The organism is Paenibacillus cymbidii (genome assembly GCF_004764705.1).
GTDB classification, from domain to species: domain Bacteria; phylum Bacillota; class Bacilli; order Paenibacillales; family NBRC-103111; genus Paenibacillus_AN; species Paenibacillus_AN cymbidii.
Genome location: NZ_SHLX01000019.1, coordinates 68229 through 81808, shown reverse-complemented (window position 1 = coordinate 81808; position 13580 = coordinate 68229). Strand labels below are relative to the sequence as shown.

General features: G+C 56.1%; 10 protein-coding genes. All 10 read left to right on the top strand.

The window, feature by feature from the left end; translation table 11 throughout:
- The first annotated feature begins 133 nt into the window (after positions 1-133).
- Complete coding sequence (locus EXY20_RS24210) at positions 134-745, top strand: sigma-70 family RNA polymerase sigma factor (protein WP_167859479.1); 612 nt, start codon at positions 134-136, stop codon at positions 743-745.
- A gap of 220 nt (positions 746-965) precedes the next feature.
- Positions 966-3563 (top strand): phosphoenolpyruvate synthase, encoded by a 2598-nt coding sequence (gene ppsA / locus EXY20_RS24205; protein WP_135554694.1) that lies wholly within the window; start codon positions 966-968, stop codon positions 3561-3563.
- A 217-nt stretch (positions 3564-3780) separates the two neighbouring features.
- Complete coding sequence (locus EXY20_RS24200; protein ID WP_135554693.1) at positions 3781-5103, top strand: nickel pincer cofactor-dependent isomerase, group 22; 1323 nt, start codon at positions 3781-3783, stop codon at positions 5101-5103.
- 21 nt (positions 5104-5124) lie between these two features.
- A complete protein-coding gene (gene dgoD, locus EXY20_RS24195; RefSeq protein ID WP_135554692.1) occupies positions 5125-6285 on the top strand; it encodes a galactonate dehydratase in 1161 nt (386 codons plus the stop codon).
- A 40-nt stretch (positions 6286-6325) separates the two neighbouring features.
- Entirely contained in the window at positions 6326-7096 is a 771-nt protein-coding gene (locus EXY20_RS24190) for an SDR family NAD(P)-dependent oxidoreductase (protein WP_167859478.1), read from the top strand.
- Between the two features lie 477 nt (positions 7097-7573).
- A complete protein-coding gene (locus EXY20_RS24185) occupies positions 7574-9289 on the top strand; it encodes an alpha-L-fucosidase (protein ID WP_135554690.1) in 1716 nt (571 codons plus the stop codon).
- A gap of 132 nt (positions 9290-9421) precedes the next feature.
- Positions 9422-9949, top strand: coding sequence for an ATP-binding domain-containing protein (locus tag EXY20_RS24180; RefSeq protein ID WP_135554689.1), 528 nt, complete (start codon positions 9422-9424; stop codon positions 9947-9949).
- A gap of 51 nt (positions 9950-10000) precedes the next feature.
- The gene (locus EXY20_RS24175; RefSeq protein WP_135554688.1) at positions 10001-11752 is read left to right on the top strand and encodes a class I mannose-6-phosphate isomerase; all 1752 of its coding nucleotides are present in this window, start codon (positions 10001-10003) and stop codon (positions 11750-11752) included.
- Positions 11753-11767: 15 nt separating this feature from the next.
- A complete protein-coding gene (locus EXY20_RS24170) occupies positions 11768-12700 on the top strand; it encodes an ROK family protein (protein WP_135554687.1) in 933 nt (310 codons plus the stop codon).
- 73 nt (positions 12701-12773) lie between these two features.
- Positions 12774-13556 (top strand): DeoR/GlpR family DNA-binding transcription regulator, encoded by a 783-nt coding sequence (locus EXY20_RS24165; RefSeq protein WP_135554686.1) that lies wholly within the window; start codon positions 12774-12776, stop codon positions 13554-13556.
- Positions 13557-13580: the final 24 nt, after the last annotated feature.

Below are 13580 nucleotides of genomic sequence, written 5' to 3'. Positions count from 1 at the left end.
AGGACGCAGAAGCCCGTCTTGCGGCGGGCTTTTGCTTTTTCTCATTTGTCTTTCATGTTCGGTGCGTACAGGTGTGCTACAATGGGAGAAACGAATGCTCGTATGCTACCGAACGTATGGCGGAGGAGGGGACATGTTGGAGTTTTCTGAACGGCGTCTGATTACCATGTTTCAGAATGGCGATCAAAGCGCGCTCGAAGTGCTGATGAACAAGTACAAGGACAATCTCGTCCGGATGGCGTCCCGAATATTGCAAGGCAATGCAGACAGCGACGACGTCGTTCAGGAAACGTTCATTCGTTTCTACCTGAGCATTAACCGCTTCGACGAATCCAAGTCGTTGTCGGCATGGCTGTATCGCATCGGCAAAAACGTATGTCTGGACATCTTGCGCAAGCGCAAAGGAACGCTTCCGCTGGACGGTGCGTCTCACGACGAAGCGCTGCAGCGGCGGGAGACGATCGCGAGCGAGGAGAAGACGCCGGAAGAAGCAGCCATTACAAAAGAAAACGGCCGGATGGTGGCCGCTATTCTCGACTCGTTGCCGGACAAGTACAAGCCGCTCTTCGTTGGCCAATACCTGCACGGCATGTCGCTGGAAGAAATCAGCCAGGCGGAGCAGTTGCCGCTCAATACGGTCAAATCGCGAATGAACCGCGGCAGAAGCTTGCTGCGTCGCAAGTGGGGGAAGGCGCTCGTTTATTATTTTATGGTGTTAACTTTTTATATACAGCTGGTTGGATGAAAAAAGCGCCGCGCATTAGCGAACATTAAATCAAAAAGAACCTGACTCCCGGGAGCCAGGTTCTTTCACGTTGCACATCAACAAACACGATGCTATAATCAATTTACGACTGTTATTTTGCAAATTCACATGAATAGTGCATCTTACAATTTTATTGTATCACGCTGGGCGTACTCTTGTCAAACGATTTTCAAAATTTACTGGTTGGGAGAGGTGTTCCATGCATCCATTGCTTCTCGGCTTCAATGAAATTGAAAAAACGCATCTTTCGCTTGTTGGCGGAAAAGGGCTGCACTTGGGGCAATTGGCGACTATTGAAGGCATCCAGGTACCGGATGGGTTTTGCGTGACGACGGCATGCTATCGCAGCGCGATCGAACACAACGAAACGTTTCATGCTTGTTTGGATCGACTCGCGATGCTGGAAGCGGAGGATCGGGAGCCAATCGGCGACATCGGCAGGCAACTGCGCCAACTCATAACGGAAGCGAAAATTCCTTCCGAGGTTGTGAAAGCCGTTGCCGATTCTCTCTCCCGGTATGGCGATGATCAGGCTTATGCCGTCCGTTCCAGCGCGACCGCCGAAGATTTGCCGCATGCCTCTTTTGCCGGCCAACAAGACACGTATTTGAATATTATCGGCAAAGAGGCTGTCTTGAGGCATATCAGCAAATGCTGGGCATCTCTGTTCACGGATCGTGCGATCGTTTACCGTATGCGGCAGGGGTTCGACCACCGCAGCGTATATGTATCCGTGATCGTGCAAAAGATGGTTTACCCGCAGGCTTCGGGAATATTATTTACCGCCGATCCGGTTACTTCCAACCGGAAGGTGCTTTCCATCGATGCCGGATATGGACTCGGGGAAGCGCTGGTCTCGGGCTTGGCGGCTGCCGATTGTTATAAGGTCAAGGATGAGGAAATCGTCGAGAAGCGAATAGCAACCAAAACCTGGGCCATCTACGGACAAAAAGAAGGAGGAACGGTGACGCGGCAGATCGCTCCCGACCTGCAGCAGACACAGACGATTACGGATCAACAGATCGTCCAATTGGCTTGCATCGGCAGACAAATCGAAGCTTATTTCGGCGAGCCGCAAGATATCGAATGGTGTTTGGCCGACCATAAGTTCTCGATCGTTCAGAGTCGGCCAATCACGACGTTATATCCGATCCCCGAGGCGAACGATCGCGAGAATCGCGTTTACGTATCCGTCGGCCATCAACAAATGATGACCGATCCGATCAAACCGTTGGGATTGTCGTTTTATTTGATGACGACTCCCGCTCCCATGCGTACGGCCGGCGGTAGGTTGTTTGTCGACGTTACCGCTCAATTGGCTTCACCTGCCAGCCGGGAAGCGTTGATCCGTATGATGGGGCAAGCCGAACCGCTGATGAAAGACGCGCTCCAGACCGTTGTGGAGCGCGAGTTTATCGCATCGTCGCCGGCCGACCGGGACGCCGCGACTTCCGGCAGAATACAGACTGCGATGCAGGCAGCAATCGAACCCGATCCGACCGTCGTGGCGGACTTGATCAGCCGCCATCAAGCTTCGATCGAAGCGTTGCAACTGGCCATCCAAACAAAATCGGGGGCGGATGCAATCGATTTCATCCGCGAAGATTTCCAGCAATTGAAGAAGCTGTTGTTCGATCCGCAAAGCTCGGGTGTCATTATGGCGGCCATGGGGGCTGCAGCCTGGCTCAACGAACACATGTACAAGTGGTTGGGCGAACAAAACGCTGCCGATTCGATCTCCCAGTCGGTACCGAACAATATTACTTCGGAGATGGGACTGGCGCTGATGGATGTCGCGGATGCGATTCGTCCGTATCCGGAAGTGGTGGCTTATTTGCAGCAGGCAACAGACGATCGATTTCTGGATGAACTGGGCAAACTGGAAGGCGGACGGGAAAGCCGCGACGCGATCGCCGCTTTTCTCGACCGGTTCGGAATGCGGTGTCCCGGGGAAATCGACGTCACGAAAACCCGCTGGAGCGAAAAACCGCTAACCCTTGTTCCGGCGATTCTTTCGAACGTCAAAACTTTTGAACCCGGTGCCGCCAAACGGAAATTCGAGCAAGGGAGACAGGAAGCCCGGAACAAGGAACAATCGTTATTGGACCGATTGACGCGGCTGCCGGACGGCGATCAAAAAGCCATGGAAACCAAACGAAGGATCGACCTGATCCGGCATTTCAGCGGGTACAGGGAATATCCCAAGTACGGCATGATCGGCCGGTACTTTATTTATAAGCAGGCATTGCTCCAAGTAGCCGAACAACTCGTACAAGATGGCGTTATTGATGAAAAAGAGGATGTTTTTTATCTCGCTTTTGATGAACTTGGCGAAGTCGTGCGCACCCGTACGCTGGACTGGCGGGTCGTCGACAAGCGGAAAGAAGCCTACAAGTGGTATGAAAAACTGACGCCTCCTCGCGTCATCACGTCGGACGGTGAAATAATCGCCGGCAACTATCACCGGAATCATCTTCCCGCCCAAGCGATGGTTGGTTTGCCTGTTTCCTCCGGCGTGATCGAGGGAAGGGCGCGTGTGATCCTCAACATGGAGTCGGCCAATCTGGAAGAAGGGGATATATTGGTCACCTCTTTTGCCGACCCTGGCTGGACGCCGTTGTTCGTCGCCATCAAGGGTCTCGTCACCGAAGTAGGCGGACTGATGACGCACGGCGCTGTCATCGCGCGCGAATATGGGTTGCCGGCCGTCGTCGGCGTGGAGAATGCCACCAAGCTGATTAAAGACGGGCAACGAATTCGCGTGAATGGGACGGAAGGGTATATTGAATTCGTGTAAGGCAGAACATGGAGTATTCAGCCAGTCGATCATGTTGTAGTGGCGTGAAATCAGCCGCATGTCCGGTTGGGCATGCGGTAAATTACTGTTGTATCAACCATACTACCATGGTAGTATGGTGAAAGATCGAGTAAAAGGAGAGACGGAATCTCGACTACCCATCCGCCGCCGGCCGCGGACATGTAAGAAAGCATAGGCGAAGGAAGGAGTTGACGGCATGAAATTGAACTTGCCGGCTTTGAAATTGGGCGCCGGCATACATGTACCGCTGCCGCGCATGGTGCGCGTCAGGCAAACGTTCGCTTCGTCGGCAATCGGGCAAGCGGACATTATCGCCGCTCTCGGGCGGCAGTTCGCCCGTGACGACATTCGTTCCCGAATCAAGCCCGGCATGACGATTGCCGTTGGCGTCGGCAGCCGCGGGATCGACCATTTGCAGTTGATCGTGCGAACCGCGGTTGCGCTGCTCAAGCAATACGGAGCCGAACCGTTCATCGTGCCGGCGATGGGGAGCCACGGCGGCGCAACCGCCGAAGGACAGGCGGAAGTGCTGGCCGAATACGGCATTACGGAGGAGCTGGTCGGCGCTCCCGTTCGCTCGTCGATGGAAACCGTTCATCTGGGCCGCGTGCTGAACGATGTGGAAGTGTTTTTTGACAAAACCGCTTTTGAGCATGCGGACGGCATCATCGTCGTCTCGCGCATCAAGCCGCACACCGACTTTAAGTCGCCGATCGAAAGCGGCATTGTCAAAATGCTCGGGATCGGGCTTGGCAAGCACAAGGGAGCGAGCTACCTGCACCGGGGAGGAATGGCGAATTTCGATCGGCTGCTGCCGGCGGTCGCCGCGCTCGTAATGGAGAAAACGCCGTTTCTGTTCGGCATCGGTCTGGTCGAGGACGCCTTCCATCAAACCTCCATGATCGAGCTAGTCACGAAGGAACAGCTGCCCGGGCGCGAAGAGGAGTTGTTGGCGCTGGCGAAACGGAATATGCCTCGCTTCTGGCTTCAGGAGATCGACGCCCTGATTATCGATCAAATCGGCAAAAACATCAGCGGCAGCGGCTTCGATCCGAATATCGTCGGCCGCACGGCAAATACGAAAGCATACGGTCAGTTCAGGGAGGCGCCGCCGATCAACAAAGTGGCGATTCTCGGCCTGACGGAACAAACGGACGGCAATGCCGTGGGCATCGGTTTGGCGGATTTTACGACGCGCCGCACGGTCGAACGGATCGATTTTGACAAGGTATATACGAATGCGATAACGGCTGTCGAGATCGGGGCAGGCAAACTGCCGCTCATTCTGGCGAACGATCGCGAAGCCGTTACCGCTGCCGTATATACCGGCGGGCAACGCGATTTCAGCCGCGTCCGGCTGGTGCGGATTCAGCACACCTTGCGAATGAACGAGCTTCTGGTCTCCGAGAACATGTTGGACGAAGTCAGGCGGCACCCAAGGATGGCGATCGAAGGCGAACCGGCCGAATGGGCATTTGACGAAACCGGCCATCTTTGTGCGGGAGATTGGGACGAATAGGGGAGGACGAATCGTTTCGCCATGAAAATTACCGATATTCAGACGGTTGTTGTCAACGCCAGGATGCGCAACTGGATTTTTGTCAAAGTGCTCACCGACGAAGGAATCGTTGGCTGGGGAGAAGCGTCGCTCGAATGGAAAACGCGCGGCGTCGTCGGCTGTATCGAAGATTTGAAGCCTTTCGTAATCGGCCTCGATCCGACCCGTATCGAGCATTTATACCAGGTGATGGTGAGGCAGCCGTTTTTCCGGGCGGGTGTCGTCGGATACTCGGCGATGAGCGGCATCGAGATGGCGTGCTGGGACGCGTTCGGCAAAGCGGCGAATATGCCCGTTTACAAGCTGATGGGCGGCAAGGTGCGCGACAAAATCCGCATGTACGACCATCTGGGCGGCGGCAGCATGGATGCGGTCTACAACCAGGCGACACACGATGCGATGACGGAAAAAGCGCTTCGCTCCATTGCCGACGGTTACACGGCGATCAAGGTGCTGATCGTGCCGCGAACGGCGCCGCTTGACGGGCATAAGGTGCTCGACCATGCCGCACGGCTGATGGAATCGCTGCGCCGCGCTTGCGGCGACGAGATCGATATCATGGTCGATCTGCACGGGCGTACGACGCCGGATATGGCCATCCAGTACGCGAAGGCGCTGGAGCCGTATCGGCCGTTTTTTCTCGAAGAGCCGTGCTTGCCGGAATACCCGGACGGCATCGCCAAAGTGTCGCGGGGAACGTCGATTCCGGTCGCTACCGGGGAACGGCTTGCGACACGGTTCGAATTCCGCGAATTGCTGGAGAAGCAGGCGTGCGCCGTCATCCAACCGGACTTGTGCCATTGCGGCGGCCTGTGGGAAGCCCGCAAAATCGCCGCCATGGCGGAAACGTACTACGTGAGCGTTGCACCGCACAATCCGCTCGGACCGATCGCGACGGCGGCGGCCATTCAGTTTGCAACCTGCACGCCGAACTGGCTCATTCAGGAATCGTTCCGCAGCGACGTGCCGTGGCGCGATGAAGTGGTGATCAACCCGCTGCGGGTCGCAGGCGGCCATATCGTGCCGCCGGAGCTGCCGGGACTCGGCGTGGAGGTGGACGAGCAGCAGGCGGCCAAACACCCGTTCGAGCAGGAAATTCTCGCGCGTTACTGGCATGAAGACGGTTCGGTGGCCGATTGGTAATTCGCGTGGGCAAATCGTTTCGAAAGGAAGGATGATGACAATGCGGTTTCAGGGAAAAGTGGTCGTCGTGACGGGAGCCGGCGCCGGTATTGGCAAGGGAATTGCGCTCGGTTTCGGCAAGGAGGGGGCAAGTGTCGTACTTGCGGAAGCAAATGCCGAAAGCGGGAAAGCGGCGGAGCATGAGCTGCGGCAGCTCGGCATCGATGCCCGGTTCATGCAGACGGACGTTTCGGACGCGGAGCAAGTGCGGCAAACGATGGCACGGGCGGCTGACCAATGGTCCGGGATCGACGCGGTCATCAACAACGCCGGCATCGCTTTATGGAAAGGCGTCAAGGATCTCGACAGCGAAGAATGGGATCGGGTGCTGGGGGTCGATTTGAAGGGAGTATTCCTGACAGCCAAATACGCAGCGCCGTTTATGAAGCAAAGCTCGGTCCGCAGCATCGTCAACATCTCATCCGTCCACGCATACGCAACGGTGCCTCATTACGACGCTTACGCCGCTTCCAAGGGCGGCGTCGTTTCGCTTACACGCAGCATGGCACTGACGCTGAAGGAGGACAACATTCGGGTGAACGGCATTTGCCCCGGATTTATCGATACGGAGATGTACCGACGATACGTCGATTCGCTGGAGGACCCCGCCGCGTATGAGCGGTATGTGCTCTCCTTGCATACGGTAGGCCGGATCGGCACGCCGGACGATATCGCAAGGACGTGCCTGTTCCTCTGCTCGGAAGACGCTGCTTTCATCAATGGTACGATGATTACGATCGACGGCGGATTGTCGATCCAGCTTAAACATTAGCAACCGGATCAACAAAAGAATGGATAAGATTCGGGGTGGGGAGAGGATTTTGCAGGCGTGCTGGCGCTAGGAAGTTCAAGCACGCTTCAGCCGCTGCGCGGAAGGGCTGCTCCTCCGATCGCTGTTGTTTTCGGAAGCTTCAGCAACCAAAATAGCCCATGAAAAATGGTCTATTTGCCCCAAATCGTCCGGCCTGCCTGAAATAGCCAGTGAAATCACTGGCTATTTCAGGCAGGCCCGTTTTTGACGAAATAGGCAAGAAAACATGGCCTATTTGGCAAGACGTTTCAGGGAGCGGAGCGGCAGTGAAGCAAATGGGTGAACAGGCGGAGCCGGTTGCGCCGGAATGCTGCAAAATTTTTCCGTGCATTTATTTAGTATAAGCGATATACTAAATTAGGGAGGGAAGTTGTTCCCAATGAAAGGAGGCGAACAGTGCGGTAAGGCAACGAATTCCCATTTAAAGGAGGTTTTCGTATGAAGAATAAACCGTTTCGTTCCGTGTTTGCGCTTGTTGTTGCCGTTGTCCTGTTCCTGGGCCTGCACATGCCCCGGGCGTCCGCCATCACTCCGGATGAATTCACGCAGCTCGGCTTCGGCTATTTCCCGCACTTCGGCATTAATACGTACCTGGGGAAAACCGGTCCGGATGGCATGCCGCATCCCAATACGGACAAAGACGCCTTCCTGCCGACCAACTTTGACGCCGACCAATGGGTGAAGGCCGCCTACGATGCCGGGATGGATTATGTGACCGTCGTCGCCAAGCATCGCTACGGCTGGGCCGCCTGGCAAACGAATCTGACGGATTACGGCATCGCCAACATGACGAATTATTCCAACCTCGACATCGTGCAAGCGGTGGCGGACGCCTGCCGGCGCTACGGCTTAAAACTGGCGATCTATTTCAATTCGGACGACAAATACAAGTATCCGAACGGCGTGACCGGCAACAGCGGTTATACGGCGTTCGCCAAACAAGAGCTCGATGAACTGCTGACCCGTTACGGCGAAGTCATCGCGGTTTGGTTCGACCACGCGAAGGTGCTGACGAACGCGCAAGTCCAGGAATTTACGGACTTCGTGCACGAGAAACAGCCCGGCGCCCTGGCCTTGTTCCACGACGATGACAAAGAATCAGAAGTGAAGCTGCACGAGCTTATCCAGGGGCCGCCTCCGGTTGGAAACGATAATCCCTGGGAAGTGGCGTGGAAAGTTTACGACGAATACTGGGCGTTTACGGACAACGATGGGCCCGCAAGCGACTGGGATACAGCGGCGGAGGTCGCGGGCAAGCTGCACTATTACAACATGCGATATTCGGCGCTTTCGCTTAGCGTGCCGCCCGGTCCGAACGGCCTCATCTCACCGGCCGGTGTTGCACTGATGCAACAGGTGGGGCAACTCCCTCGCTGGAGACAAACCGACGACCGCGATGCGGCGATCGTCTACGGCGGCACCTGGACGGCAAACACCAACAGCTCTTTCTACAAGAGCACCGGCAAAAACAGCAACGAAACGGACGCCTACGCCGAGTACGCGTTTACCGGCTCGGGCATTCGGCTGGTGACGAAAAAAACGCCGAACGGCGGCATATTCGACATTTACCTGGACGGCGCCAAGGTCGCCACTTACGATTCGTATGCCGCTCAGCAGAAGTTCGATGTGACGGCATATGAAACGACTTCGCTTGCCGACGGGCCGCATACGATCAAAATGGTCGTCACCGGCGCCAAAAATCCGAATGCTGCGAACAACTACGTTAACCTCGATTTGTTCGAATATGCAAAGCAGCGGCCGCCGATTACGCCGATCGACACATCGGTCGACGATACGAACGCAGGGATCGTTTATACCGGCGCGTGGAGTCATATTTCCCGGTCGTCCAGCTATGAAGGCACGATTTCGTACAGCAATACGCTGAACGCGCAGGCGGAGTACACGTTCACCGGTACGGGCGTCAAACTGTACACGCAAAAGGGACCAGGCGGCGGCAAATTCGATATTTTCGTCGACGGCGTTCTGCAAACGACCTATGATTCTTACGCAGCGTCGCAAAAGAACCAACAGCTCGCCTTCGACCTGCAAAATATGGCAAGCGGCACGCATACGATCAAAATCGTCGTGACCCACACGAAAAATGCGAATGCGAACAATTACAACGTGCATCTCGACTATTTGACATACAATTGATTCGTGTCGTCAACGATTGCGCGGGTCATTTAGTATAGCCAATATATGAAATAACCGTAAACACAAAAGAAAAAACGTCCCTGCTTCTTGGAAAAGAAGCGGGACGTTTGCGTATGGTTAGCCTACTGTCGTATGGCTATTTTTGGACCCACGATATGCCGGGTTGCCGGTCCATCTGCGCTTGAACAAAACCGCTTCTTCCGTAAGCGGGAGCGCACGGGATGCCGATGGCGGGAAACTGACCGCTTCGACGATGAAAAAAATCAAATCGGCGATCAAAAGGATGTTCCGTACGTTTTGCGCCGAATCGGGGAACTGGTCGGACGCTTCCGATTATCCGCATTCCGGACGATAGGCATCGTGTGCAAGACGCCTTCCCAGGCGGGAACGCTGTACGGGAAATTCGCTTTGACCGACCCATCCGTCAGTTTGCTTGATTTAAACAGCGACAAATTTCAGGAGGGGGTTATCGTTACCTCCGTCCATGCGTCCAAAGGGCTGGAATTCGATCAGGTGATCGTGCCTTTCGCCGATTCCTCCCACTATAAGAGCGAAATGGACAGAAACCTTCTGTATATTGCATGTACCAGGGCCATGCACGCGTTGGCAATAACTTTTTGCGGCGAAGCTTCCAGGTTGATTCCGCGATTGTTCATATAAGATCATATATGTTATATTATGATATAATATGTTGGAAAGGAAGCGCTGGCGATGAACAACACGTACAACAAAGAACCGTTTCTGCAGATCCCCCATTACGATCATGAGGTATGGTCGGGATACCGGGCGATCGGAGCGTCGATTGGGGCAACGCTTGCCCAATCGGGCAGGCGGCAGGCCACCGTTGTGGTGGAATGTTATCCCGGCGTTCGCCAGGAGGAGATTGTCGCAGGCTTGGCGGAATCGCTGCAACCGGCGCTCGTCATCTGTGCGGAAGACGCCGCTCTGGAGCCGGCCGAAGTCGACCGCATGGTCGAACGTTACATGACGGACGACCGGGTGTTCGGGTATATGGCGCCATTCGCGATTGACGAATGTTACGATCCGGGCAAGCTGGCGGCCTTGCGAGATCAGCTGAAAACCATGGACTCCGGCATCGCCCTCGTAATCGGCTTCGGCGCAACGCTGGTCGCCCAAGGTGACATTCTTGTTTATGCGGACCTGGCCCGCTGGGAAATTCAGCAGCGCTACCGGGCGAAGGAAAGCGGCAACTGGCGATCGGCGAACCGGGAGACGGATGTGCTCCGGCTGTACAAGCGCGGATTTTTTTTCGAATGGCGGATGGCGGATCGGCTGAAAAAGTCGCTGCTGCGCCGGATCGATTATTATTTGGATACCAATGTGAAAAATGAGCCAAAGCTTGTCACGCGGCAAGCTTTGTTCGCGGGATTGGCCCATGCGGCAAACCGGCCGTTTCGGCTCGTTCCGTATTTCGATCCTGGAGTATGGGGCGGCACGTGGCTGGAAGCGAACATCGGGCTGCCGGAAAAAGAGCACCCGTATGCCTGGGGGTTCGACGGGGTGCCGGAGGAGAACAGCCTCTATTTCCGGTACGGCGATACGCGCGTGGAGCTGCCGGCGATCAATCTTGTTTTTTTCGAAGCGACCCAGCTGTTGGGGGAACGCGTTTATGCCCGGTTCGGGGCGGAGTTCCCGATTCGGTTCGATTTTCTCGATACGATCGGGGGGCAAAACCTGAGCCTGCAGGTGCATCCGACGACCGAATACATCCGCGATACGTTCGGCATGTCGTATACGCAGGACGAAAGCTACTATATCCTCGCAGCCGAGCCGGGGGCCGTCGTTTATTTGGGGCTGAAGGACGGAATCGAGCCGGAAGCGATGCTGGCGGATTTGCGCAAGGCGCAGGCAGGCGACTTTACGTTCCCTGCGGACAAATATGTCAACGTATATCCGGCGGCCAAACACGACCATTTCCTCATTCCGGCGGGAACGGTGCATTGTTCGGCGGCAGGCTGCATGGTGCTGGAAATAAGCGCGACACCTTATATTTTCACCTTCAAGCTCTGGGACTGGGATCGGCTCGGTCTTGACGGGAAGCCGCGGCCGGTCCATATCGAGCACGGCAGCAAGGTTATCCAGTGGAACCGGACGACCGCGTGGACGACTGCCGAATGTGTGGGAAGGGTGGACCCTGTTGCGGCAGGGCAGGGGTGGACCGAGGAGCGGACGGGGCTGCACGAGCTGGAGTTTATTGAAACGCGGCGCTACTGGTTCTCGGAGCCGGTCTTGCACCGCGCGAACGGCAGCGTTCATATGCTGAACCTGATCGAAGGCAGCGAAGCGACTGTCGAAAGCCCAACGGGGGCGTTCGAGCCATTCGTCGTTCGTTATGCGGAGACGTTCATCGTCCCGGCCGCGGTAGACGCTTATATCGTCCGGCCCAGCGGGCCGAGCCAAGGCCAAACGGTTGGACTTGTCAAAGCCTACGTAAGGGCATAGGGGGGCAACGCGGTTATGAAACAGCGGATTTTGTTGGCCTTCGATGTAGGCGGCACGCAGATCAAGGCGGCTGCAGTTGTTGAAGGGGCCATTGTCGAAGCGTCGGTGTCCCAATATGAATCGTATGCCGAGCGAAACGCCGGAGAAATCATCGCCCATTTGGCAGACATCGCCGTCGATGTCCTCGGCAAGGTTGATCGGGACGAATGGCCGGTCGCGGGTCTGGGCATGGCGTTTCCCGGTCCGTTCGATTACGGGCGCGGCGTATGTCTGATCCGGGGGCTGAAAAAATTCGACTCCCTTTACGGTCTCTCCATCGGTACGCTGCTGGAGAAAGAGCTGCGCTCCCGCGACAATGTGAAGCGCCGGCTTTCGCCTTCGTTCGGCATTCGCTTTGAGAACGACGCCGCCTTGTTCGGACTCGGCGAAGCCACATATGGCGATGCCCGCGGCAGCGCAAAATGCGTTTGCCTGACGATCGGCACCGGGCTCGGCTCCTGCTTCCTCGAGTACGGCCGCCTGGTGAAGGAGGGCGAAGGCGTTCCCGACCAAGGATGGTTGTACAACATTCCGTATCAGGGCCAAATGGCGGACGATTGCATTTCGAAACGAGGGGTTCTTCAGTTGGCCGAGGAAATGGGGCTTGAAACGCAAGGGCGCGACGTTCACGATTTCGCCAGCCTGGCCGAATCCGGCGATCCGGACGCGGTGCGGCTGTTCGTTGCCTTTGGCAAACGAATGGCATCGATTCTGACCCCGGCGCTCCGCCGTTTCGGAGCGGATTCGATCGTTATCGGCGGCCAAATCGCCAAAAGCGGCAGCTTGTTCGTCCCTGCTTTTCAAGAGGAAATGACACGTTTGGGATTCGTTGCAAAAGTAAAGGTGTCGCGCCATACGCTTTTCAGCACGTTGAAAGGCATTTATGCATTTGTCGTCAAGGAACCATGACTTGGCCCCGGTTCGCCGTGTTGCGTTAATGTTCATCTATGTTAGAATAGGTGAAAAACCTTGAGGTGCGGCCATGCTTCCCCTGCAACGAAAACAAGCGCTGCTGGACTATTTGGCGCAAAGCGGCGCCGCTACCATGAAACAACTCAGCGAACATTTTGGCGTCTCCGAAATGACGATCCGGCGCGACCTGAACGCGCTCGAGCAAGAGAATCGCGTGCAGCGATCGCACGGGGGCGCGGTTTATTTACAGCATGAAGTATCCAAAGATGAGCCCAACGCTGCCGCCAAGTCCCGGCGCAATCGCGAGATCAAAAACCGTCTGGCCGCCTACGCAGCCGAGCGGTTCGTGCGCGACGGAGAGGTGCTTATCCTCGAGAACGGCACGACTGTTTCCGGCATGACGGCGTATCTCGGGGCTTACGCCGAATTGACCGTTCTGACGAACGGGCTCGACACGGCCAGTCTTTTCCGGCCGCTTGTGACGGAGCGAAGAACGCTTATAAGCTGCGGCGGCATGCTTCGCGACGTATCGGGTACGTTTGTAGGCCCGGTGGCGGAAGAGTTTTTTGCCCGCTATCATGCCGATACCGTCTTTCTTTCCGCGCTGGGCTATACGCATGAAGACGGCTTCACGGATCCGAATCTGCTGGACACCCAGGTGAAAAAAGCGATGATTCGCGCCGCAGGCAAGGTGGTTTTGCTGCTGGATGCTTCCAAAATCGGCAACCGCTCCTTCACCACGATCGCCCATGCGGCCGAGGTCGATATAGTTGTCACGGATTCGGGCATCCGCGCCGAGGACAAGGAGAAGCTCGAGAACAGCGGCGTCGAGCTGCATATCGTGTCCGGCTGATTGCGAACTGGACAGCGGCCCGAT

Coding starts and splice junctions, on each gene's coding strand:
- EXY20_RS24210 (WP_167859479.1), top strand. CDS start 134: ATGTTGGAGTTTTCTGAACGGCGTCTGATTACCATGTTTCAGAATGGC.
- EXY20_RS24180 (WP_135554689.1), top strand. CDS start 9,422: ATGGCTATTTTTGGACCCACGATATGCCGGGTTGCCGGTCCATCTGCG.
- dgoD (WP_135554692.1), top strand. CDS start 5,125: ATGAAAATTACCGATATTCAGACGGTTGTTGTCAACGCCAGGATGCGC.
- EXY20_RS24185 (WP_135554690.1), top strand. CDS start 7,574: ATGAAGAATAAACCGTTTCGTTCCGTGTTTGCGCTTGTTGTTGCCGTT.
- EXY20_RS24165 (WP_135554686.1), top strand. CDS start 12,774: ATGCTTCCCCTGCAACGAAAACAAGCGCTGCTGGACTATTTGGCGCAA.
- ppsA (WP_135554694.1), top strand. CDS start 966: ATGCATCCATTGCTTCTCGGCTTCAATGAAATTGAAAAAACGCATCTT.
- EXY20_RS24170 (WP_135554687.1), top strand. CDS start 11,768: ATGAAACAGCGGATTTTGTTGGCCTTCGATGTAGGCGGCACGCAGATC.
- EXY20_RS24200 (WP_135554693.1), top strand. CDS start 3,781: ATGAAATTGAACTTGCCGGCTTTGAAATTGGGCGCCGGCATACATGTA.
- EXY20_RS24190 (WP_167859478.1), top strand. CDS start 6,326: ATGCGGTTTCAGGGAAAAGTGGTCGTCGTGACGGGAGCCGGCGCCGGT.
- EXY20_RS24175 (WP_135554688.1), top strand. CDS start 10,001: ATGAACAACACGTACAACAAAGAACCGTTTCTGCAGATCCCCCATTAC.